The organism is Pseudoduganella lurida (genome assembly GCF_007830455.1).
Taxonomy (GTDB): Bacteria; Pseudomonadota; Gammaproteobacteria; order Burkholderiales; family Burkholderiaceae_D; genus Rugamonas; species Rugamonas lurida.
This window is the reverse complement of the sequence record NZ_VLLB01000005.1, coordinates 396995-420688: the sequence shown is the minus strand read 5'-3', so window position 1 is coordinate 420688 and position 23694 is coordinate 396995. Positions and strand designations below refer to the sequence as shown.

Here is a 23694-nt window from a genome sequence, read left to right as displayed (position 1 = left end):
CCAGCTCGCTGTCGCCGCCCATGACTTGTAGTGAAGTTTCAAGGAGATACTTTTTACAGGCCCGCGCGCCACCGCGCACGTAAATTGCATATACTGGACCGGGGGAGGTATGGTGGCCACGTTTTGAAAAAACAAGGTGCCGATACCAAATTTATTTTAGCAATAGGGGGTCTAGCACTTAGAAAATTCAGTTTTGGATGGCGATCGAAAAACTTCCTTGCAGTGCCCGCACTGCCTGCACAACCGTAGCGCCCGATGCCCCACAATGGGCGCCGGAACGGTGCGTAGATGCGGCTAAGCGCATGAAATTTAACCGGTTTTTCGAGGTCAAAATTCTATGCAAAAATGAAGAATTCGTATGTATAATTCGCCGACGTCCCGGATGCGGCTGTAGCTTTGTGTCGCCATTTTTGGGGTTTAAGTAGAGTAGGTATTGGAGAAAGCAGGCATGAATTTTAGTGATAACGGGAAGGTCAAAAAGAACTATACCGGCATCGTGGTAGTAGTGGCCTTGCACATTTTGGCTGCTTACGGGATCGTCTCCGGCCTGGGCAAGAAGATGATCAACAAGATGATCGAGCCGGTGGAGACCAAGATCATCGAAGAGGTCGCCCCACCTCCGCCGCAGGAACTGCCACCGCCGCCGCCACCTCCGGAAATGAAGGCACCACCACCGCCGTTCATTCCGCCGGTTGAAGTCAACGTGCAGCAACCGCCGCCGCCGCAGAACGTCATCCAGAACGCGACGAACCAGAAGCCGGCGACGAACGAACTGGCAAAACCGGCACCGCCGGCACCGCCAGCGCCGCCAGCACCGCCTGCGCCTCCGGCCCAGTCCGTCCGTGTTGCCGCAGTGGCTGATTTCAGCACCTGCGCCAAGCCGGAATGGCCGAAGTCGTCGCTGCGTAACGAAGAAACGGGTACGGTAACCTTATCGTTCCTGATTGGGGTCGACGGTCGCGTGGCCGACTCCAAGATTGTGAAATCCAGTGGCTTTAGGGATCTCGATAAAGCTGCGGTGAATGGTATCGGCAAGTGCAAGTTCAAGCCGACCATGGTTGACGGCAAGCCGGAACAAGCGTGGATGCAAATGCAATACGTCTGGACGCTGGAATAACCCGAGACAGCATCGTCTCATCTAGTAATATTCGTTGTCGTTACGTTCAGCGAACTGATCTTTTATCAATTTGGAGGAAGCATGTTTAAGAATACCCGTTTGTCCGCTGTACTGGCCGCTGTGCTGTTCTCGGTGACCGCAGCAACCGCCCTGGTGAGCGCGCCGGCCATGGCCGACGCTCCTGCCGCGGCAGCCGCTGACGCACCTGCAGCAGCGCCGGCAGCGGATGCGGCCGCAGCACCGGCAGCCGACGCAGCAGTAGCCCCGGCAGCCGACGCAGCAGCACCAGCAGCAGCTGGCGCGCCTGCAGGTAAAGAAGAAGTGGAAAACCCGTTCGGCATCAAGGCAGTGTGGGAATCGGGCTGGGTTGCCCGCGGCACGATCGTCATCATGTCGATCATGTCGATCGGCTCGTGGTACATCATCATCACCAAACTGATCGACCAGATGAAGATCATGCGTCAAGCCAAAGAAGCTTCCGCTAAATTCTGGAAATCGTCGTCGATCGCCGCCGGCACCACCACCCTGGCCGAAGGCTCGCCATTCCGCTTCATCGCCGAATCGGGCACGAAAGCCACCGCCCACCACGACGGCGCCCTGCTGGAACAGATCGATCTGTCCACCTGGGTGACGAGCGCCATCCAGCGCGCTGTCGACAAGGTCCAATCGCGCCTGCAGGACGGCCTGTCGTTCCTGGCAACGGTTGGTTCCACGGCACCGTTCATTGGTCTGTTCGGTACGGTGTGGGGTATTTACGGTGCACTGACCAACATCGGTATGACCGGTAACGCGTCGATCGACAAGGTTGCAGGTCCGGTCGGTGAAGCACTGATCATGACGGCATTCGGTCTGGCAGTCGCAGTTCCTGCCGTTCTGGGTTACAACTGGCTGGTGCGTCGTAACAAGACCGTCATGGAAGACGTGCGTTCGTTCTCCGCTGACGTGCACTCCGTGCTGATCTCGGGCGCCATGTCCACCGCTGATTCCGCAGCTCGCACTGCCAAAAAAGTAGGCTAATACTATGTCGATGTCCGTAGGCAACGATAGCGGAGGTGAAGACCAGGTAATGTCAGAGATCAATACGACGCCCCTCGTGGACATCATGTTGGTTCTGCTGATTATTTTCCTGATCACCAGCCCGGTCGTTCTCAAACTGCAGAAGATTGCTCTGCCGGAAGAGATCAACCAGGCGATCCAGACGAAGCCGGAAAATGTCAACATCGTCGTCAACAAGGATGGTGACATCTACTGGAATCAGAAGAAAATGCGGGACACGAATGAGTTGTTCGATTTTCTGAAGGTCGAGGCGGTCAAGCTGCCGCAGCCGGAAGTGCATGTGCGTGGCGACAAGGAAGCCAAGTACGAGTCCATCGGCCGCGTCATCTTCACCACCCAGCGCGCTGGCATCCAGAAGGTCGGTTTCATTACCGAACCGCCTGACAAGGTGTAAAGCACCTGCCCGGCCAGCGGTTTGGCCGGGCAGTCTTCTATAAGGAACACACCCATGAGTATGAATGTCGGTTCGGGAGGCGGCCCAGCTGCAGATCCGGAACCAATGATGGAAATGAACATGACACCGCTCATCGACGTGATGCTGGTGCTGATCATTATGCTGATTATTACGATCCCGAAGGCCAACCACTCGGTGAACCTGAACATGCCGGTGGGCACGCCGCCGCCACCGACGACCGAACCGGTCGTCGTGACGATCGACGTGGACTTCGATGGCACGATCCTGTGGGATGGCGCTGCCATTCCGGACCGCGCCAGCCTGGAACAGAAGCTGATGGCCGTGGCTGCACAGGCTGACCAGCCGGAAGTGCACCTGCGTCCCAACAAGCTGGTCGAGTACGCGGCCGTGGCAGGCGTGATGGCTTCGGCCCAGCGCCTGGGCGTGACGAAGATCGGCCTGGTCGGCAACGAGCAGTTCCAGTAAGAGGCATTGCTGGTGATGGCCCGGTGTCCTGGCGACACATGAAAATCGCGGTACTTCGGTACCGCGATTTTTGTTAGGGCGACCGTTTTTCGCGCCCCTTCCCGACGCTGGAACAGCCGCAGGGACGAACTCAAGAGTACGGCCCTTTATTTTCCCCGATAGGCGGGTTATGCTGCCTGTTCTTGTTTTTTAATGAAAGAAGCTCGCATATGTCCAAGTTCCGTCTCGCCCATCTCGGCCTGGTGATGGCCGCCGTCGGTTTCACCGCTGGCGCGCCGCTGGCTGGCCTGGTGTCCGCCGCGCACGCCGCCGACACGGTTCGCGCCGATGTGGGCAAGCCCCTGCAGGAAGCCCAGCGCCTGCTCGGCGCCGGCAAAGCCCGTGAAGCGCTGGCCAAATTGAAAGACGCCGACAATGTCGGCAACAAGACCGATTTCGAGAAGTACCAGATCGAACGCGTGCGCGCCTCCGCCGCCGCCACCGCTGGCGACACCGCCGTGGCCGCCAAGTCGTTCGAGGCCCTGATCGCTTCGAGCCGCACGCCGGCCAGCGAAAAAGTGAAATTCAACGAAGGCCTGGCCGGCATGTACTACCGCGCCAAGGACTACCCGAAAGCCATCACCGCCATCCAGGGCGTGCTGAAGGACAATCCGAACAACACGGCGATGCAGCAGCTGCTCACGCAGACCTACTACATCAGCGGCCGCTACAACGAAGCCGCCGCCGCGCTGAAGAACGGCAAGCAGTCGGAAGAAAGCCTGCAGATGCTGGCCAACATCCAGCTCAAGCAGAACGACAAGGCCGGTTACGTGGCCACCCTGGAAAAGCTGGCCGGCAGCTATCCGAAGGAAAGCTACTGGGCCGACCTGCTGAACCGCGTACAGGGCAAGCCTGGCTTCTCGCGCACGCTGAACCTGGACGTGCTGCGCCTGCGCCTGGCCCTGAACCAGCTGAAGAAGCCGGCCGAGTTCATGGAAATGGCCCAGCTGGCCCTGCAGGCCGGCAACGCACCGGAAGCCATCAAGATCATCGACCAGGGCTACAAGGTCGGCGCGCTGGGCACCGGCACGGATGCGCCGCGTCACCAGCGCCTGAAGGACCTGGCGACCAAGACGCAGGCCGACAACACGGCCAACCAGGCCACCCAGGAAGCCACGCTGATCAAGGAAAAGGATTCCGACGGCCTGTTCAACATGGGTTACGCACTGGTCTCCGGCGGCAATGCCGACAAGGGCATTGCACTGATGGACCAGGGCATGAAGCTGGGCACGGCCCGTCGTCCGGAAGAGCAGAAGCTGCACTACGGTATCGCCCTGTTCAAGGCCGGCAAGAAGGCGCAGGCCGTGACGGCACTGAAAGCCGTCAAGGGCACCGCCGGCGAAGCCGACCTGGCCCGCTACTGGCTCCTGTACATCAACAAGGCCTAAGCTTTTACGCAGGCCATGCCGAAAGCGCCGTCTGCCCTGCAGGCGGCGTTTTTTTTCGTCCGGCAGCCGGCCGCTCCGGCGGACGGGGCCATTTCCCATGTGAATCTGTAAAACAGTCCGTATAATCGCTGGTTCAGGCAATGGATTTCGATCTCTCATGAAGGTATTTCGCGGACTTCCCAACGCAGCGGCGCGCGCGCCCTGTGCCCTCACGATCGGCAATTTCGACGGCGTCCACCGCGGCCACCAGGCGCTGCTGGCCCGCGTGCGCGCTGCCGCCTCGCAGCTGGGACTGGAAGCGGCCGTGATGACGTTCGAGCCCCATCCGCGCGAATTCTTTGCCCAGAAGCTGAACGACCCGTCGAAGGCGCCGCCGCGCATCGCCAACCTGCGCGACAAGCTGGCCTCGCTGGGCGACAACGGCATCGACCGCGTCATCGTCGAACATTTCTCGGACAGCTTTGCCGCCCTCACCCCGCAGGAATTCACCGAACGCGTGCTGGTCGACGGCCTGCACGTGAAGTGGCTGATGGTGGGCGACGACTTCTGCTACGGCGCCCGGCGCGCCGGCACGGTGGCGATGCTGCACGAGGCGGGCCGCCGCTACGGCTTCCAGGTCGAGACGCTGCCCACCGTGATGAACGGCGACACGCGCATCTCCTCGTCCGCCGTGCGCGCGGCCCTGCACGACGGCGCCTTCGACCGCGCCGAGCAGCTGCTGGGCCACCCGTATTCGATTTCCGGCCATGTGGTGCATGGCCAGAAGCTGGGCCGCACCCTGGGCTATCCCACGCTGAACCTGCGCGTGCCGCACCGCCCTGCCCTGTCCGGCATCTTCATCGTGCAGGTGCATGGCCTGGCCGATGGCCCGCTGCCTGCCGTGGCCAGCCTGGGCGTGCGCCCCACCGTCGTCGATGCGGGCCGCGTGCTGCTCGAAGTGCACGTGTTCGACTTCGCCGCCAATTGCTACGGCCGCCGCGTGCAGGTGGAATTCCTGCAGAAGATCCGCGACGAGGAAAAATTCGTCGACCTGCAGACCCTCACCGAGGCGATCGACCGCGACGCGGCCATCGCCCGCGCCTTCTTCCACGCACGCACGGCACCGCGCAGCGCGCCGAAAAGCGCCACCGACCGAATTTGAGCGACAGCGCCCGGCACTGTCACTCACCGATTGATCATTTGAAGATTCCCATGTCCGACAACACCGCAAGCAAGCCCGGCAAAGATGCCGGCAAGGGCCACACCAAGGCGGCCAGCAAGTACCCGGTCAACATGACCGACACCCCGTTCCCGATGCGCGGCGACCTCGCCAAGCGCGAGCCGAACTGGGTCCAGCAATGGCAGCAGAAGAAGGTCTACGAACGCGTTCGCAAGGCCGCCAAGGGCCGTCCGAAATTCATCCTGCATGACGGCCCGCCGTACGCCAACGGCGACATCCACCTGGGCCACGCCGTCAACAAGATCCTGAAGGACATCGTCGTCAAGTCGCGCACGCTGGCCGGCTTCGATGCGCCGTATGTGCCGGGCTGGGACTGCCACGGCATGCCGATCGAGATCCAGATCGAAAAACTGTACGGCAAGAACCTGCCGACGGCCGAGGTGCTGACGAAGGCCCGCGCCTACGCGCTCGACCAGATCGACCGCCAGCGCGCCGGCTTCATCCGCCTGGGCGTGCTGGGCGAATGGGACAACCCGTACATGACGATGGCCTACGGGAACGAGGCGGACGAACTGCGCGCGCTCGGCAAGCTGCTGGAAAAGGGCTATGTGTACCGCGGCCTGAAGCCGGTGAACTGGTGCTTCGACTGCGGCTCGGCGCTGGCCGAAGCGGAAGTGGAATACCAGGACAAGCGCGACCCGGCGATCGACGTCGGCTTCCCGTTTGCCGAGCCGGAAAAACTGGCGGCCGCCTTCGGCCTACCTGCCCTGTCCACCAACAACGGTTTCATCGTCATCTGGACCACGACGCCATGGACCATCCCGTCCAACCAGGCGCTGAACGTGCACCCGGAAGTGACGTACGCACTCGTTGAAACGAACCGTGATGGCGAGCCTCTGCTGCTGATCCTGGCGCAGGACCTGGTCGAATCCGCCCTGCAGCGCTACAAGCTGGAAGGCAAGGTGATCGCCACGACCACCGGCGCGCAGCTGGAAAACATCCGCTTCAAGCACCCCCTGCATGCGCGCGACGCGTTCTACGACCGCTACTCGCCCGTCTACCTGGCCGATTACGTGACGACCGACAGCGGCACCGGCATCGTGCACTCCGCGCCCGCCTACGGCCTGGACGACTTCATCTCCTGCCGCCAGCACGGCATGAAGGACGACGAGATGCTGACCCCGGTGATGGGCGACGGCCGCTACGCGTCCACGCTGCCGCTGTTCGGTGGCCTGACGATCTGGGAAGCGTCGAAGCCGATCTGCGAGGCGCTGCGCGAAGCGGGCGCCCTGTTCGAACTGAAGATGTTCGACCACAGCTACATGCACTGCTGGCGCCACAAGACGCCGATCGTCTACCGCGCCACGTCGCAGTGGTTCGCCGGCATGGACGTGCAGCCGATCGACGGCGGTTCCACCCTGCGCGAAACGGCGCTGGAAGGCATCGAGGCCACGCAGTTCTTCCCGGACTGGGGCAAGGCGCGCCTGCACGGCATGATCGCCAACCGGCCCGACTGGACGCTGTCGCGCCAGCGCCAGTGGGGCGTGCCGATGGCCTTCTTCGTGCACAAGGAAACCGGCGAGCTGCATCCGCGCACGGCCGAACTGCTGGAACAGGTGGCGCAGCGTATCGAAAAAGGCGGCATCGACGCCTGGCTGGCGCTGGACCCGCAGGAACTGCTGGGCGACGACGCGGCGAACTACGTGAAGAACAAGGACACGCTGGACGTGTGGTTCGACTCCGGCTCCACGCACCAGACGGTGCTGCGCGGCTCGCACGCCGAACAATCGGCCTTCCCGGCGGACCTGTACCTGGAAGGCTCGGACCAGCACCGTGGCTGGTTCCACTCCTCGCTGCTGACCTCCTCGATGCTCAATGGCCGCCCGCCGTACAAGGCGCTGCTGACGCACGGCTTCACCGTCGATGGCGAAGGCAAGAAGATGTCGAAGTCGCTCGGCAACACGCTGGCGCCGCAGAAGATCTCCGACACGCTGGGCGCCGACATCCTGCGCCTGTGGGTCGCCTCGACCGACTACACGGGCGAGCTGTCGATCTCGGACGAGATCCTGAAACGCGTGACGGAATCATACCGCCGCCTGCGCAACACGCTGCGCTTCCTGCTGGCGAACACGTCGGACTTCGATCCGAAGACGCATGCCGTGCCCGTCGACCAGCTGCTGGAAACGGACCGCTACGCACTGGCCAACCTGGCGGTGCTGCAGGCCACGGCCCTGAAGCACTTCGAGCACTACGAATTCCAGCCGGTGATCGCGAAATTGCAGAACTACTGCTCGGAAGACCTGGGCGGCTTCTACCTGGACATCCTGAAGGACCGCCTGTACACGACGGCCGTCGATTCGCGCGCGCGCCGTTCGGCGCAGACGGCGCTGTGGCACATCACGCAAAGCCTGCTGCGTTTGCTGGCCCCGGTGCTGTCGTTCACGGTTGAAGAAGCGTGGGCCATGTTTGCCGGCGCCGAGCAGTTCGCCGCCAGCGACGAGACGATCTACACGCAGACGTTCTGGGAGCTGCCGGCCATTGCCGACGCGGAGGCGCTGCTGGCCAAGTATGGCGTGATCCTGTCCGTGCGTGCCGACGTGACGAAGCAGCTGGAAGACCTGCGCGGTTCCGGCGCCATCGGCTCGTCGCTGCAGGCCGAGCTGGAAGTGAAGGCTGCCGGCGAGAAGTACCGCCTGCTGGCCAGCCTGGAAGACGACCTGAAGTTCGTGTTCATCACGTCGCTCGCCAGGGCAACCGAAGTGGCGGCCGAAACGGACGAAGCGGTGAACGTGGCCGCCTCGAACGAAGCGAAGTGCGAGCGCTGCTGGCACTACCGCGCCGACGTGGGCGCGCATGCCGACCATCCGACGCTGTGCGGCCGCTGCTACAGCAACCTGTTCGGACCGGGCGAAGTGCGCAAGTACGCCTGACCGGCAGGCGCTGAACCACCATGCATGGCCGCGCCTCGTGCGCGGCCATGGTCCGAACCCACAACAACAAGACCATGGCCAAAAGCAAAAAAACCTTCTCCAGCAATTCCGCCAGCATGACGCCCTGGCTGGGCATCGCCGCCGTCGTCATCCTGCTCGACCAGCTGACCAAGATCACCATCGAAAAGCTGTTCACGTATGGCGAGGAACTCGTCGTCACCAGCTTCTTCAACCTGGTGCTGGCCTATAACAAGGGCGCCGCGTTCAGCTTCCTGGCCGATCGCGGCGGCTGGCAGCGCCACTTCTTCACGGCCGTGGGCATCGGCGCGGCGCTGTACATCGTCTGGCTGCTGCGCAAGCACGCCGGCCAGCGCATGTTCTGCTGGGCGCTCGCGCTGATCCTGGGCGGCGCGGTGGGCAACGTGATCGACCGCGTGGTGCATGGCCACGTGATCGACTTCCTGGACTTCCACTGGCGCGGCCTGGGCCACTTCCCGGCCTTCAATGTCGCCGATTCGGCGATCTGCATCGGTGCCGCGCTGTTCATCCTCGACGAACTGCGCCGCGTGAACCGCTAACGTCCAACCATCGCGGGAGCCAGCATGCAACTGACCGGCAAGAAAATCGTCCTGGGCCTGACGGGCGGCGTGGCCTGCTACAAGGTCGCGGAACTGTGCCGCGCGCTGGGCAGGGAAGGCGCTGCCGTGCAGGTGGTGATGACGGAAGCGGCCACGCACTTCATCACGGCCGTGACGATGCAGGCGCTGTCCGGCCGGCCCGTCTACACGGACCAGTGGGACCCGCGCGTGGCCAACAACATGGCCCACATCGACGTCACGCGCGACGCCGATGCGATCGTCATCGCGCCCTGCTCCACGGACTTCATCCGCAAGCTGGCGCACGGCGCCTGCGACGATCTGCTGTCGACGCTGTGCATCGCGCGTCCGCGGCATGTACCGTTGCTGGTCGCACCGGCGATGAACGTGGAGATGTGGACCAACCCGGCCACGCAGCGCAATGTGCAGCAGCTGCGCGACGACGGCATCTGCATCCTCGGCCCGGCGGCCGGCGACCAGGCCTGCGGCGAAGTGGGCATGGGCCGCATGCTGGAACCGGCGGAACTGTGCGAAGAAATCGTCGCCGCCTTCCAGCCGAAGGTATTGGCCGGCAAGCGCCTTCTGATCACGGCCGGCCCCACCTTCGAGCCCATCGATCCGGTGCGCGGCATCACCAATCTGTCGTCCGGCAAGATGGGCTATGCGGTGGCCCGCGCGGCGCGTGAAGCGGGGGCCGACGTCACGCTGATCTCCGGTCCCACTGCGCTGGCCACGCCGCATGGCGTCACCCGCATCGACGTGCAGACCGCGCAGCAGATGATGGATGCGGTGAACCGCAGCATCGACGGCCAGCACGTGTTCGTGGCGGTGGCCGCCGTGGCGGACTGGCGCGTGACGAACCCCAGCACGCAGAAGGTCAAGAAGACCGAGGATGGTGGCGCTCCCCGCATTGAATTCGAACAGAACCCGGACATCCTGGCCACCATCGCCGCGCGCACCACGCTGGCCGGCCATCCCTACTGCGTGGGCTTTGCCGCCGAGTCGGAGAACCTGATGGAGTACGGCGCGGCCAAGCGCGAACGCAAGGGCATCCCTCTACTGGTCGGCAATATCGGCCACCACACCTTCGGCGCGGACGACAACGAGATCGTGCTGTTCGACGACCAGGGCCACACGCTGCTGCCCCGTGCCGACAAGCTCACGCTGGCGCGCCAGCTGATTTCCGAAATTTCCAAGCGCATCAACTCGCAATCGCTGTTCCAGTAAGAGCAGCAGGCACCAGAGAAAAATGAAAACCATCGACGTCAAGATCCTCGACCCGCGCATGCACGACCAGCTGCCGGCCTATGCAACCGAAGGCAGCGCCGGCCTCGACCTGCGCGCCTGCATCGATGCGCCGCTGACGATCGCGCCGGGCCAGACAGTCCTCGTGCCCACCGGCCTGGCGATCCACCTGGCCGATCCGGGCTACGCGGCGATGATCCTGCCGCGCAGCGGCATGGGCCACAAGAACGGCATTGTGCTGGGGAATCTGGTAGGCTTGATCGACTCCGATTACCAGGGCCAGCTGATGATCTCCACGTGGAATCGCGGCCAGGCCAGTTTCACCCTGCAACCGATGGACCGGCTGGCGCAGCTGGTCGTCGTCCCCGTGCTGCAGGTGGGCTTCAATGTGGTGGAGGAATTCGGTGCCAGCGAACGCGGCGCGGGTGGCTTCGGCAGCACCGGCAGCCAGTGACCGGCAGCGGCGCAACAAACACTCGGGAAGGATCTATGGCAGGAACCGTTACACCACGCACGTCCCCTCATACGCGGTCAGCCCTGACCGCCCTGGCTGCGGCTTCGCTTCTCTCGGCCTGCGCCACGGTGCCCCTCCCTCCCGCGTCGCAGGACGCGCCCGCAACCACGCAGGCCCCGCTGCCCGAAGCACAGGTGGTCACGCCGCGCATGCAGGCCGCGCGCGACACGCTGCGCAGCGTCGTCACGCAGCAGGACCGCCTGTACCGCGTGGCCGCGCCCCTGTTGATCAACAACGTGGAACTGTGCCGCACGCAGGCGCGCGGGCTGCTCGGTTTCACGGCCAAGAACAAGTGGTCCTACCCGGGCGAATACGCGGATGCTTCCGCCGCGGTGCTGGGGTATGGCGACATGCTGCAGGTGTCCGGCGTGCTGGCCGGCAGCGGCGCGGCGCGGGCCGGCCTGCGCAAGGGTGACGGCCTGATCGCCGCCGACGGCAAGGCGCTGCCCACCGGCGCCGGCGCGGAAACGGGCGCGGCCTCCGTGTTCGGTCCGCTCGTCTCGAGCCGCACGCAGTTGTCGATGACGATCTCGCGCGATGGCAGCACGCAGGTGCTGAAGGTGCCCGTCACGCGGGCCTGCGCGATGCGCATCGACCTGGGCAACTCGGACAACGTCAATTCGTATGCGGACGGCGCGCGCATCTCCGTCACGCGCGGCATGATCAACTTCGCGCAGAACGACGAAACCATCGCCTACGTGCTGGCCAAGGACATCGCCCACAACGTGCTGGGCCACGCGGCCGCGTCGCGCAACACGGCCGCCATCGGCGCCGTCATCGACAACGTCACGCGCGTCCAGCCGGACCAGACGATGCTGACCGGGACGGCCGGCATCCGTCCCCTGTCGGCCGACATGGAAATCGCCGCCGACAACCTGGCCCTGTACATGCTGGTGCGCGCCGGCTACGGCATCGACCGCTACAAGGCGTTCTGGCAGAAGCTGGCCGCGCAGTATCCGGCGTCCGTGCAGAACGGCTACGTGGCCCTGCACCCGAACGTGGGCCCGCGCCTGATGGCACTCGACCGGGCAATTCCCGCCGTGAAGGCGAAGCAGGCCGCCAAGAAGCCGCTGGTACCGTGAGCATGAGCAGGGTACAGCGCGCCGTCCTGCTGCTGTGCGCCCTGCCCGCCCTGGCGCACGCGGCAGCATGGACCCGCGCCGGCAGCACGCCGGACAGCGCCGTCTACCTCGACAAGGCCTCCATCAGGCGGGGCGACGACGGCCGCCGCGCGGCCACGCTGGAATCGTTCGGCAAACCGCAGACGGCGCCGGACGGCAAGCAGTACCTCTCCGTGAAGGCGCTGCACCTGTACGACTGCGCGGCGCGCAGCGTGACCCTGCAGGCGCAGACTTTCTATCCCGAGGCGATGGGCAAGGGCGAAGCCGTGGGCACCTACAAGTACGAAGCGTTCGATGCCGAAACGGTCGAAGCGGGCAGCCGCTACGCCGAAGCCATGGTCGCCGTCTGCGGCCGGAAACACTGAGTCCGGCGACGCGAAACGCGGCCGCATAGTATAGTCGTTGCATGGATAGCATCGACCTCGAAGTACTCAAGACCAGCGCCGCCTGGATCGCCGCGGGACACCGCTGCGAACTCGTCACCGTCATCAAGACCTGGGGCTCCAGCCCGCGCCCGATCGGCGCCACGCTGGCCATCTGCGACGACGGCCGCGTCGTCGGCTCCGTTTCCGGCGGCTGCATCGAAGACGACCTGATCGACCGCGTGCGGCGCGAAGGCATCACGCGCGCGCTGCCGGACATCGTCAGCTACGGCATCACGGCCGACGAAGCGCACCGCTTCGGCCTGCCCTGCGGCGGCACCATCGAACTGGCCATCGAGCCGCTGGACGAACGCAGTCGCATCGCCGAGCTGCTGCAGCGCCTGGAGCAGCACCAGCTGGTGGAACGCCACCTGGACCTGCGCACGGGCGCCGTGGAACTGGGCAAGGCCACGTCGGCCAATGTGCTGACACTGGCGGATGACACGCTCGTCACGCAGCACGGCCCGCGCTGGCGCCTGCTGATCATCGGCGCCGGCCAGCTGTCGCGCTTCGTCGCCCAGATCGCCACGGCGATGGATTACCACGTCACCGTCTGCGACCCGCGCGAGGAATACCGCGCCGGCTGGACGCTGCCGGACGTGGCGCTGGTGCACGCGATGCCGGACGACCTCGTCGCCGACATGCAGCTGGACCAGCGCAGCGCCGTCGTCGCCCTCACGCACGATCCGAAGCTGGACGACCTGGCGCTGATGGAGGCGCTGAAGTCGGAGGCGTTCTACGTGGGCGCCATCGGCTCGCGCGTGAACAACGCCAAGCGGCGCGCCCGCCTGGCAGAACACTTCGACCTGTCGCCCGCCCAGCTGGACCGGCTGCACGGCCCGATCGGCCTGTACATCGGCAGCAAGACGCCGTCCGAGATCGCCATTTCCATCCTGGCCGAAATGACGGCGGTGAAGAACAGCGTGCCCGCGTCGCTGCAGGTGAACCACGCCGCCGCCCTCGAAGCCCCCACGCCGTCCGCCTGCGCCGTCTGAATTGGCGCGCAAGATCCGGCTTGCACTAACAGCCGCGCTCGTGTCAACTTCGGGGTCAGTCACGAAAGTTGACACGAGCTGATCAGTCACTTGGCAGGAGAACGTTTGCCACAGTCGCGCCGTGTCTCGTTCGGTGCCTGACCCCGAAGTGGACACGAACTCAGCCATACGTAGATGAATTACCGCATTCCCCTTCCTCCCGGCTACCGCGTGCAAGACGTGCTGGCCTTCCACCGCCGCGATACGGAGAGCGTGGCGGAGCAGGTGGGCGAGCGCTCGCTGCGCAAGGGGGTGATGCTGGGTGGGGTGCCGGTGGTGCTGGGCGTGACATTCGATGCGACTGAAGCGGTCTGCGAGGCGGTCTGTGAAGCCGATATCGATGGCAAGGTCACGCCGCGACTGCGCCGTAACATCGAACTTGCACTGGATGGCATCCTGGGCCTGCGCATCGACCCGGCGCCGTTCTGCGCGTTTGCCGCGGCCGATCCGCTGCTCGGGACGCTCGTGCAGCGCCAGACCGGCCTGCGCATCGTGCAGTCGGCCACCGTGTTCGAAGCGCTTACCTGGGCCATCATCGGCCAGCAGATCAACCTGTCGTTTGCCATCGCGCTGCGCCGCACGTTCATCCTGCTGGCGGGCCGGCAGCATCGCAGCGGCCTGTGGTGCTATCCGGAGGCCGCCGATGTCACGCGTCTTCAGGTCGACGACCTCACCGGCAGAAAATTCTCGCGCGCGAAAGCGGAAACGCTGCTGCGCCTGGCGGCCCTCGTCGCCGGCGGCGAACTCGATCTCGATCCGGGGCCGACTCACAGCATCGAAGACATCGCCGCCCAACTGCTCGCCGTGAAAGGCATCGGCCCGTGGACCGTCAACTATGCCCTCCTGCGCGGCTATGGCCATGCCGACTGCTCGCTGCATGGCGATGTGGCGATCCGCGCCGCCCTGCAGCACCTGCTGGGCGAGGACAGCAAGCCCACCATCCCGCGCACCGAGCAGCTCTTGCAGCAATACCGGCCGCACCGTACGATGGCGGCGGCTCATCTGTGGGCCAGCCTGGCCGACCCCGACAAAGATAGTCCTTGACCCTCACGCCACGTCAGGCTTCACGATCGCCTGACCGAACGAGGAGCTGACGATGCTGAAGATTGGCCAACTGGCACACCACGCGGGCATTACCGTCCGCACGCTGCACCATTACGATGACATCGGCCTGCTCCAACCTTCGGGCCGTTCCGATGCCGGCTACCGGCTGTATGACCGCGACGACGTGGCCCGCCTGCAGCAGATCCAGGCGCTGCGCCAGCTCGGCATGCCGCTGGCCGACATCGGACATTTCATCGACCATTCCGGCACCTCCGCCCTCGCCATCGTCGAACGCCAGCTGGCGGCGCTCGACCGGCAATTGCAGGAAGCGGCGCGCATGCGCACGCACCTCCAGCAGCTGCATGCGCAATTGGCCCGTGGCGAACAACCGGAACTGGCCGACTGGCTGACCACACTGGAGCAGATGAAAATGTACGACAACTATTTTTCAAAGGAAGAACTGGCCAACCTGCCCGTTTATCACGACGAGGCGATTCGCGCCGAATGGGCGGCGCTGGTGGCGCAGGTCGAGAAAATCAGGGGCGAAGGCGCTTTGCCGGCCAGTCTCGAAGCAAAGCAATTGGGCCAGCGCTGGCTGACATTGCTCGATCGCGGCACCCATGGCAATGCTTCGATCATTGCGCGGCTCGATATCATGCACATGAATGAACCGGCAATCCAGCAAAGCACGGGCATCAGTCCGGCGTTACGACATTATGTCGCGGAGATAATCGGCGAACTGAAACTCGATGCCTATGCCAAATACCTGCAGCCGAATGAAGTGGAGCGCATGCGGCGTCACCAGCGCAGCCGCGGCAATGAATGGTTTCCGCTCATCGAGAAAATACGTCGGCAATTCAATGCCGACCCCGGCGGCCAGGCACCGGAGTCGGTTCATATTGCGCAGCAATGGCAGGCCTTATTCCACGACATGATCGGCGACGATCCCGCCACGCTGCCGCGTTTCCGGGCTGCGCTCGACAATGAGCCGCTGCTGCAAATCGGGCGCGGCATGACGGCGGAGATGGTCGGCTGGCTGCGCATCCACCGCTAACCGGCAGCGATCCAGGGGGGTGGTCGGCCGTCGATCATGCCAAATCCGAGCTTGAACAGACCGGAGATTGGCATGAATTAATTGATGGTGCGAGGACACAGTGCACGACGATGGGCGACGTCTGCACTCGATTGGCGCCGGCCCCGCCGATATCGTTGATCTTGTCCGGGTAATACATGCAGTAGATCCCGAAGGCGGTGGTGATCTGATAGACCTCCTTCGGATCGTTCGGCGCGCTGATCCGTTCGATGCGCGCCGCTTCACACCATTTCGGCGGCACGGCCAGCCTGGCTTTCGTGAATGCCCGATCCAAAACCTCTTTCATCGATTCACGCGAGCGGCCATATACCGGCCTGTCGTCGGCCGGGCGCGTTTCGCGTTCCGCGCGGGCAGCGCCTTTACCAGACGCCCGATATCGAGCAGGGGTTGGGTTTCGAATGGATCCGGCGCCTGCTCAAGTGGTTCCTGCGTGGAAACAGACGCTATCAACGCCGTCTTTGCGGGTGGTGGCTCATTCCAGGGCGATTTGGGTTTCGGAGCCTTGACCTGATTATTGGCCGTCGATGCCGGTGCGGGCGGTGGTGGCAAGGCAATGAATATCAGCCGCGAATAACGCTGGCGCGAAGACGATGCAGTTTCAGGCAGCTGCCTTGATCCCGCGAAGAATATTGCAGCATGCAGCAGGCCGCCTCCCAGGGTGAAGGAGAAATTCGATGCTGCATGAGAGGATGCATGCCGGCCCCGAAAGATTTACGGATTGGCAAGTGTAGAACGAATTGTCCCGATCGATGCAAAAGCAGGACGAAAAATACGCACGAAAAAAAACCGCCGGGTTCAGCTTGGAGCTGGAACACCGGCGGTTTTTCGAATTCTGGTTGCGGGGACAGGATTTGAACCTGTGACCTTCGGGTTATGAGCCCGACGAGCTGCCAGACTGCTCCACCCCGCGTCTGATGAAACGAATTATACGGCACATAACGCATTTAGGCAATATTGATCCTCGAATTGCGCATGATAGACCTGCTATATTCGTCAGCCGCGCCGTCCCGGGCGTTCCGCGCACCCCGCCAAACGGTGTAAAGTAAGCAAACCACAACCGACGTCGAACTATGAAATTCTGCTCCGAATGCGCTCATCCGGTCGAGCTGATGGTCCCGGCCGGGGACAACCGCCCCCGCTACGTGTGCCCGCACTGCGCCACCATCCACTACCAGAATCCGAAGATGGTGATCGGCTCGATTCCCGTGTGGGAGGGCGACGGCGAGCTGCAGGTACTGCTGTGCAAACGCGCGATCGAACCACGCTACGGCTACTGGACGCTGCCGGCCGGCTTCATGGAAAACGATGAGACCACCGCCCAGGCGGCGCAGCGCGAAACGGAAGAGGAAGCCGGTGCCAACATCGAACTCGGTCCCCTGTACGCGCTGCTGAACGTGGCGCACGTCCACCAGGTGCACATGTTCTACCTGGCGACCTTGCGCGACCTCGATTTCGCGCCAGGCGAGGAAAGCCTGGACGTGCAGATGTTCACGGAGAGCCAGATCCCCTGGGACGACCTGGCATTCCCCACCATCCGCACCACGCTCGAATGCTTCTTTGCGGACCGCGCCCGCATCCGCGAGGGCGGCAGCTACGGCTTCCACACGCAGGACATCACGCGGCCCATGCGCATCGAACCATGATTCCCTGGCTCGGCGCCCACACGCCCTTCCCCGACGTTTCCGAGGCGCTGACCACCGAGGCGCCGGGGCTGCTGGCGGCCGGCGGCGACCTGTCGCCGGAGCGGCTGCTGGCCGCCTACCAGCGCGGCATCTTCCCGTGGTTTTCCGAAGGCCAGCCAATCCTGTGGTGGAGCACCGATCCCCGCATGGTGCTGCATACGGACGAGTTCAAGCTGTCCGACAGCCTGAAGAAGACGCTCAAGAAAGTGGAGAAAAGCGGCCGCACCGACGGCCGCTGGCAGGTGCGCTTCGACAGCGCGTTCGAGCAGGTGATGCGGGCCTGCGCCGCACCGCGCCGCGACGGGCCCGGCACGTGGATCTCGGAAGACATCATCCGCGGCTACACGGGCCTGCACGGGCTGGGCTTCGCGCACTCGTCGGAAGTGTGGCTCGATGGCGAACTGGTGGGCGGTGCCTACGGCGTCTCGATCGGCCGCATGTTCTACGGCGAATCGATGTTCGCGCGCGTGACGGACGCATCGAAGATCGCGCTCGCCTACCTTGTCCATTTCCTCGTCCAGCACGGCGTGCGCATGATCGACTGCCAGCAGGAGACGGGACACCTCGCCTCGCTGGGCGCCCGCCCGATTCCCCGCGCCGCCTTCCTGGCGCACCTGAAGCACGCCATCGCCAGGCCGCGCATCCGCGACTGGCAGCCGGTGCCGCCCGTGGTGGCCGGCAGCTGAACGGTCCGCGCACGGCCCTGCCACGCAGGCCTGGCGCGAAAGCGCTATGATGTGAGCACTCCTCCATCCGTGACAACGCCACCGATAACAGGTTCTGCATGACGCAGCTGAACGACCTTCCTTTTGCCGCGCTCCAGTTCTACACGACGGCGCCCTACCCCTGCAGCTACCTGGACACGCGCCAGGCCCGCTCGCAGGTCGCCACGCCCTCGCACCTGATCAATGCCGATGTCTATTCGGAACTGGTACGCAACGGCTTCCGGCGCAGCGGCATCTTCACGTACCGCCCGTACTGCGACGGCTGCCAGGCCTGCATTCCCGTGCGTGTGGTGGCGCAGGAATTCGTGCGCACCCGCGGCCAGCGCCGCGCCTGGTCCCGCCACGACAACCTGCGCACCGGCGTGGCCACGCTGTCCTTCTCGGACGAGCACTACGCGCTGTACCTGCGCTACCAGAGCACCCGCCACGCCGGCGGCGGCATGGACCAGGACAGCCGCGACCAGTATGCCCAGTTCCTGCTGCAGAGCCGCGTCAACACGCGCCTCGTCGAGTTCCGCGAGCCGGACGGCACGCTGCGCATGGTGTCCATCATCGACGTGCTGTCCGATGGCCTGTCCTCCGTCTACACCTTCTTCGATCCGGACGTGCCGGCCGCCTCCTACGGCACCTACAACGTGCTGTGGCAGATCGAGCAGGCGCGCGAGCTGGGCCTGCCCTATGTGTACCTGGGCTACTGGATCGAGGAAAGCCCGAAGATGAGCTATAAAATCAAGTTCCAGCCGCTGGAAGCGCGCCGCAAGGGCGTGTGGGCGGTGATGCCGCGAATGGACGACGGCTCGCCGGCATAATCTTCCGGCAAGGTAGAATGGCGGGCAATTCTCTCGCCGGGTCGTTCCCGGCTTACTTCCGATTGCCCATGTCCGACAAATTCCTGTATTCCCTCGCGCGTCCGGCGCTGTTCTCGATGGACGCCGAAGCCGCCCACCATCTTACGCTCGACAACCTGAAACGCCTGTCCCGCCTGGGCCTCACGCGCGCCATCGTGCAGCCGCCAAAGCCCGATCCGCGTACGGTGATGGGCCTGCTGTTCAAGAATCCGGTGGGCCTGGCCGCGGGCCTGGACAAGGACGGCACCTACATCGACGCGCTGGCCGACCTGGGCTTCGGCTCGATCGAGATCGGCACGGTCACGCCGCGCGCCCAGCCGGGCAACCCGAAGCCGCGCATGTTCCGCCTGCCCGCCGCGCACGGCATCATCAACCGCATGGGCTTCAACAACGGCGGCGTGGATGCCTTCGTCGCGAATGTGCAGTCGTCGCGCTTCTTCCAGAAGAAGGACGGCGTGCTGGGCCTGAACATCGGCAAGAACGCCGACACGCCGATCGAGCGCGCCGCCGACGATTACCTGCACTGCCTGCAGAAGGTCTATCCGTATGCCAGTTATGTGACGGTGAACATCTCGTCGCCGAACACGAAGAACCTGCGCCAGCTGCAGGGCGGCTCCGAACTCGATGGCCTGCTGGCCCAGCTGAAGGATGCACAGGCGCGCCTGGCCGACCAGCACAAGCGCTACGTGCCGCTGGCGCTGAAGATCGCGCCGGACATGGACGAAGAGCAGGTGAAGAACATCGCCGATGCGCTGGTGCGCCACCGCATCGACGGCGTGATCGCCACCAACACCACGCTGTCGCGCACGGCCGTGGAAGGCATGCAGCATGGCGCCGAAGCGGGCGGCCTGTCCGGCGCGCCCGTCTTCGAAGGTTCCAACCGCGTGATCCGCCTGCTGAAGGCGGAGCTGGGCGACGCGCTGCCGATCATCGGCGTGGGCGGCATCATGCGCGGCCAGGATGCGCAGGCCAAGATCGCCGCCGGCGCCCAGCTCGTGCAGCTGTACAGCGGCCTGATTTACGCCGGCCCCGCGCTGATCCGCGACTGCGCCAACGCACTGCGTCAACCCTGATAAAAGGAACAAGATGGACAAGATCAAACTGGGCCGCACCGATGTCGACGTGACGAAGATCTGCCTGGGCACCATGACCTGGGGCCGGCAGAACACGGAAGCCGATGCGCACGCGCAGCTCGACTATGCACTGGAACGGGGCATCAACTTCATCGACACCGCCGAGATGTATCCGGTGATGCCGAGCGCCGAATCGCAGGGCGCGACGGAGCGCTACATCGGCACGTGGCTGAAGAAGAGCGGCCAGCGCGACAACATCGTGCTGGCCACGAAGGCGGCCGGCCCGAACCCGGGCATCCACTGGATCCGCGGCGGCCAGCAGAACTTCGACGAGCAGAACCTGCGCGCCGCCGTGGAGACGAGCCTGCAGCGCCTGCAGACGGACCACATCGACCTGTACCAGCTGCACTGGCCGAGCCGCAACGTGCCGATCTTCGGCGCGAACGCGTTCGATCCGGCAAAAGAACGTGCATCGGTTGCCATCGAGGACACGCTGGCCGCGCTGGGCAAGCTGGTCGACGAGGGCAAGATCGGCCACATCGGCGTGTCGAACGAATCGAACTGGGGCGTCTCGGAATTCATCAAACAGGCCGAACTGAAAGGCCTGCCGCGCATCGCCACCATCCAGAACTTGTACAACCTGACGGCCCGCCATTACGAAACCAGCTTCCTCGACGAGACCTGCTTCCGCGAAGATGTGACGCTGCTGGCCTACAGCCCGCTGGCGTTCGGCCAGCTGACGGCCAAGTACCTGGACAACCCGAATGCCGCCGGCCGCCTGACGCTGTATCCGCCGACCTGGAGCCCGCGCTACCTGCGGCCCGCCGTGCTGGAAGCCGTGGCGCAGTACGCGAAGCTGGCGCGCGAGAACGGCCTCACGCCGACGCAGATGGCGCTGGCCTGGTGCTACTCGCGCTGGTTCGTGGGCTCCACCATCATCGGTGCCACCACGCTGGACCAGCTGAAGGAAAACATCGACGCCTACGACACGCAGCTGCCGCAGCAGGTGCTCGAAGCGATCGACGCGATCCACGCCCGCATCACCAATCCGGGGCAGTAAATACATCGGCGACCACATCGGGGACAGGCACCTATTTCTGAGCAACACGCGTATTGCTCAGAAATAGGTGCCTGTCCCCTTTAAACTTTCACGATGCAAGCAAGTGTCTCCCATATGCGACTCGGGCATAAGCAAAGCGCATACAAATCGTTCGTGCCATGAGGTGCAACGATTAATATAGAGCTTTCGTCAATCCGAACCCCACCCTGATGAGCACTCGCTACAAGCATTCCCCGCATTCCCTCCTCGTTCTTTCCCTGATCGCCGCAGCCACCGCAGTCCCCGCCTCGGCACAGCAGCAGGCAGCACCGGCCGATGACCTGCAGACCGTCGTCGTCACCGGCACGTATGCGAAGAATCGCCGCACCGCCGATTCCGAATCGCCGATCGACATCATCGGCACGAAAGAACTGCAATCGACCGGCTCGTCCGAACTGGCCACCGTGCTGTCGCGCGTGCTGCCGTCGATGAACTTCCCGCGCCCTTCCGGCACGGATGCCTCCGATGCAGTGCGCCCGGCGCAGCTGCGCGGCCTGGCGCCGGACCAGGTGCTGGTGCTGGTGAACGGCAAGCGCCGCCATGCCTCCGCCGTCGTCAACGTCAACGGCACGGCCGGCCGCGGCTCCGCGCCGGTCGACCTGAACGCGATCCCGCTGGCCGCGATCGACCACATCGAAGTGCTGCGCGATGGCGCCGCCGCCCAATACGGTTCCGATGCGATCGCCGGTGTGGTCAACATCATCCTGAAAAAAGGGCCGAACGGCGGCGACGTCGAAATCGGCTACGGCGAGTACAAGGAAGGCGACGGCGAACAGACCACGGTCAAGGCCAACGGCGGCTTCGCGATCGGCGACAAGGGCTGGGTGCGCCTGGCCGTCGAAGCCGCGAACCGCAAGCCGACGAATCGCGCCGGCGCGGACACCCGCAATCCGGCCGAGCCGCTGTACGGCCAGGTCACGCAGCGCTACGGCGATTCGGACACCAAGCCGCGCAATATCTTCTTCAACTCGCAGATCCAGGTCGGCGAGAACACCGACTTCTACGCGTTCGGCCAGTACGGCGAGCGCGATTCGGAAGCCGCCGCCACGTGGCGCACGGCACTGAACGGCGGCGTGCGGCGCACCCCGCTGTTTCCGAACGGCTTCCTGCCGCTGCAGAACAGCACGGCCACGGACGAATCGCTGGTCGCCGGCTTCAAGGGCGACCTGGCCGGCTGGCGCTGGGACGCGAGCCTGGACTACGGCCGCAACAGCTTCTGGCTCGACATCGACAACACCGTCAACCAGGACCTCGGCGCGCAGAGCCCGACCCACTTCCACCTCGGTAAGCTGATTAACACGCAGTCCGTCGCCAACTTCGACCTGGCGCGCGAGATTCCGGTCGCCGCGTTCTCCGGTCCGCTGACGGTAGCGACCGGCCTGGAAGTGCGTCATGAATCGTACGAGATCGAAGCGGGCGACGCCGCGTCGTACATGGGTTCCGGCTCGCAGGGCTTCTCCGGCTTCCGCCCCGTCAACGCGGGCAAGAACAGCCGCAGCAACCAGTCCGCGTACCTGAACCTGGAAGCGCAGATCACGCCGCAATGGTCCGGCGCGCTGGCTGCCCGTTATGAGCACTACACGGACTTCGGCAGCACCACGTCCGCCAAGGCGTCCACGCGCTACGCGTTCAACGACAAGGTGTCGCTGCGCGGTACCGCCTCTTCCGGCTTCCGCGCACCGTCGCTGGCGCAGCAGTTCTACACCATCACCACGACCAACTTCGCGGTCGTGAACGGCACCAATACGCCGATCGAGACGGGCACGTTCGCCGTCGACAGCGCCGCCGCTCGGGCACTCGGCGCCACGCCGCTGAAGGCCGAGAAAGCCCGCAACTACAGCATCGGCCTGCAGCTGGCACCGACCCGCAACTTCAATACCACGGTCGACGTCTACCGCATTTTCGTGGACGACCGCATCGCGCTGTCGGCCAACATGACGCTGCCGCAGGCGCTGCGCAACGTGCTGGCCACGCAGGGCATCCAGGTGGGCGCGGGCCGCTACTTCACGAACGCGATCGACACCAAGACCACGGGCGTGGACATCGTCAGCACCTACCGCTGGAACCTGGCCAACACGGACCGCGTGGACTTCACGGCCGCGTACAACCACAACAAGACGCAAGTGGAAAACGTGGCCGCCAACCCGGCCGTCCTGACCGCCAACAACCTGCTGCTGATCGACCGCCAGTCGATCCTGCGCAACACGGTCGGCTCGCCGAAGGACAAGTTCAGCCTGGGCGCCGACTACACGGCCGCCACCTGGAGCGCGCGCGCCCTCGCCACCAACTACGGCAAGTTCACGGTCCCGCAGAACAACGCGGCGCTGGACCAGGAATACGGCCGCCAGTGGGTGCTGGACGTGTCGGGCACGGTGCGCTTCGCGAAGAACTGGCGCGTCACGGCCGGCATCGACAACGTGACCGACAGCTACCCGGACGACACCACCACCGCCGGCAACCTGAACACGAACGGCATCTACCCGTACTCGAACTTCTCGCCAGCGGGCTTCAATGGCCGGTTCTACTACGCGAAGGTCGGCTACAGCTGGTAACCGGCGTCCGCCGCAACGAAAAATCCCGCTCGCGCGGGATTTTTTTCATCCTTCAAACATTTCCCCAACTCGGGGAC

Annotated in this window: 22 protein-coding genes and 1 tRNA gene; 21 read left to right on the top strand and 2 right to left on the bottom strand. The window is 64.4% G+C overall.

Translation table 11 applies throughout. The features are described 5' to 3' along the window. Positions 1-448 precede the first annotated feature (448 nt). The 15 genes from IP91_RS16630 (at position 449) to IP91_RS16560 (ending at position 15599) form a co-directional block, all read left to right on the top strand. Complete coding sequence (locus IP91_RS16630; RefSeq protein WP_145650273.1) at positions 449-1117, top strand: energy transducer TonB; 669 nt, start codon at positions 449-451, stop codon at positions 1115-1117. An 81-nt stretch (positions 1118-1198) separates the two neighbouring features. Continuing rightward, positions 1199-2134, top strand: coding sequence for a MotA/TolQ/ExbB proton channel family protein (locus tag IP91_RS16625; protein WP_199754617.1), 936 nt, complete (start codon positions 1199-1201; stop codon positions 2132-2134). Positions 2135-2138: 4 nt separating this feature from the next. Then, the gene (locus tag IP91_RS16620; RefSeq protein WP_145650181.1) at positions 2139-2567 is read left to right on the top strand and encodes an ExbD/TolR family protein; all 429 of its coding nucleotides are present in this window, start codon (positions 2139-2141) and stop codon (positions 2565-2567) included. 54 nt (positions 2568-2621) lie between these two features. Further along, a complete protein-coding gene (locus tag IP91_RS16615; protein WP_199754615.1) occupies positions 2622-3053 on the top strand; it encodes an ExbD/TolR family protein in 432 nt (143 codons plus the stop codon). A gap of 209 nt (positions 3054-3262) precedes the next feature. Then, complete coding sequence (locus IP91_RS16610) at positions 3263-4480, top strand: tetratricopeptide repeat protein (protein WP_229474539.1); 1218 nt, start codon at positions 3263-3265, stop codon at positions 4478-4480. 157 nt (positions 4481-4637) lie between these two features. Beyond that, positions 4638-5621 (top strand): bifunctional riboflavin kinase/FAD synthetase, encoded by a 984-nt coding sequence (locus tag IP91_RS16605; RefSeq protein ID WP_145650180.1) that lies wholly within the window; start codon positions 4638-4640, stop codon positions 5619-5621. Positions 5622-5671: 50 nt separating this feature from the next. Beyond that, positions 5672-8569 (top strand): isoleucine--tRNA ligase, encoded by a 2898-nt coding sequence (gene ileS, locus IP91_RS16600; RefSeq protein WP_145650179.1) that lies wholly within the window; start codon positions 5672-5674, stop codon positions 8567-8569. 74 nt (positions 8570-8643) lie between these two features. Then, positions 8644-9147, top strand: a complete 504-nt coding sequence (lspA, locus tag IP91_RS16595) for a signal peptidase II (protein ID WP_145650178.1) — start codon at positions 8644-8646, stop codon at positions 9145-9147. Positions 9148-9171: 24 nt separating this feature from the next. After that, a complete protein-coding gene (gene coaBC, locus IP91_RS16590; protein ID WP_145650177.1) occupies positions 9172-10392 on the top strand; it encodes a bifunctional phosphopantothenoylcysteine decarboxylase/phosphopantothenate--cysteine ligase CoaBC in 1221 nt (406 codons plus the stop codon). Between the two features lie 22 nt (positions 10393-10414). Further along, a complete protein-coding gene (gene dut / locus IP91_RS16585; protein ID WP_145650176.1) occupies positions 10415-10864 on the top strand; it encodes a dUTP diphosphatase in 450 nt (149 codons plus the stop codon). Between the two features lie 128 nt (positions 10865-10992). Further along, positions 10993-12006: a M48 family metallopeptidase gene (locus IP91_RS16580; RefSeq protein WP_229474537.1), complete on the top strand. Its 1014-nt coding sequence runs from the start codon at positions 10993-10995 to the stop codon at positions 12004-12006. A gap of 2 nt (positions 12007-12008) precedes the next feature. After that, positions 12009-12410 carry a surface-adhesin E family protein gene (locus IP91_RS16575; RefSeq protein ID WP_145650174.1) on the top strand — a complete coding sequence of 134 codons (402 nt, stop codon included), beginning with the start codon at positions 12009-12011 and terminating at the stop codon, positions 12408-12410. Between the two features lie 41 nt (positions 12411-12451). Continuing rightward, positions 12452-13462, top strand: a complete 1011-nt coding sequence (locus IP91_RS16570) for an XdhC family protein (RefSeq protein ID WP_145650173.1) — start codon at positions 12452-12454, stop codon at positions 13460-13462. Between the two features lie 174 nt (positions 13463-13636). Then, positions 13637-14545: a DNA-3-methyladenine glycosylase 2 gene (locus IP91_RS16565; protein WP_145650172.1), complete on the top strand. Its 909-nt coding sequence runs from the start codon at positions 13637-13639 to the stop codon at positions 14543-14545. 52 nt (positions 14546-14597) lie between these two features. Further along, positions 14598-15599, top strand: coding sequence for a MerR family transcriptional regulator (locus IP91_RS16560; protein ID WP_145650171.1), 1002 nt, complete (start codon positions 14598-14600; stop codon positions 15597-15599). Between the two features lie 34 nt (positions 15600-15633). Here IP91_RS16560 and IP91_RS16555 read toward each other — a convergent pair whose 3' ends face one another. Both IP91_RS16555 and IP91_RS16550 read right to left on the bottom strand, forming a co-directional pair. Further along, positions 15634-15924, bottom strand: a complete 291-nt coding sequence (locus IP91_RS16555; protein ID WP_145650170.1) for a hypothetical protein — start codon at positions 15922-15924, stop codon at positions 15634-15636. A 547-nt stretch (positions 15925-16471) separates the two neighbouring features. Continuing rightward, a tRNA-Met gene (locus tag IP91_RS16550) sits at positions 16472-16548 on the bottom strand. A gap of 160 nt (positions 16549-16708) precedes the next feature. Between IP91_RS16550 and IP91_RS16545 the strand changes: the two genes are divergently transcribed. The 6 genes from IP91_RS16545 to IP91_RS16520 all read left to right on the top strand — a co-directional run bounded on the left by IP91_RS16545 (position 16709) and on the right by IP91_RS16520 (position 23617). Next, positions 16709-17281, top strand: a complete 573-nt coding sequence (locus tag IP91_RS16545) for an NUDIX hydrolase (RefSeq protein WP_145650169.1) — start codon at positions 16709-16711, stop codon at positions 17279-17281. Further along, the gene (gene aat, locus IP91_RS16540; RefSeq protein WP_145650168.1) at positions 17278-18006 is read left to right on the top strand and encodes a leucyl/phenylalanyl-tRNA--protein transferase; all 729 of its coding nucleotides are present in this window, start codon (positions 17278-17280) and stop codon (positions 18004-18006) included. The genes IP91_RS16545 and aat overlap by 4 nt, the downstream gene beginning before the upstream one ends. 98 nt (positions 18007-18104) lie before the next feature. Next, positions 18105-18854, top strand: a complete 750-nt coding sequence (locus IP91_RS16535; RefSeq protein ID WP_145650167.1) for an arginyltransferase — start codon at positions 18105-18107, stop codon at positions 18852-18854. A 68-nt stretch (positions 18855-18922) separates the two neighbouring features. Continuing rightward, positions 18923-19966: a quinone-dependent dihydroorotate dehydrogenase gene (locus IP91_RS16530; protein ID WP_145650166.1), complete on the top strand. Its 1044-nt coding sequence runs from the start codon at positions 18923-18925 to the stop codon at positions 19964-19966. A 13-nt stretch (positions 19967-19979) separates the two neighbouring features. Continuing rightward, positions 19980-21026, top strand: a complete 1047-nt coding sequence (locus IP91_RS16525; protein ID WP_145650165.1) for an aldo/keto reductase — start codon at positions 19980-19982, stop codon at positions 21024-21026. Between the two features lie 209 nt (positions 21027-21235). Beyond that, positions 21236-23617 (top strand): TonB-dependent receptor plug domain-containing protein, encoded by a 2382-nt coding sequence (locus IP91_RS16520; protein ID WP_145650164.1) that lies wholly within the window; start codon positions 21236-21238, stop codon positions 23615-23617. Positions 23618-23694: the final 77 nt, after the last annotated feature.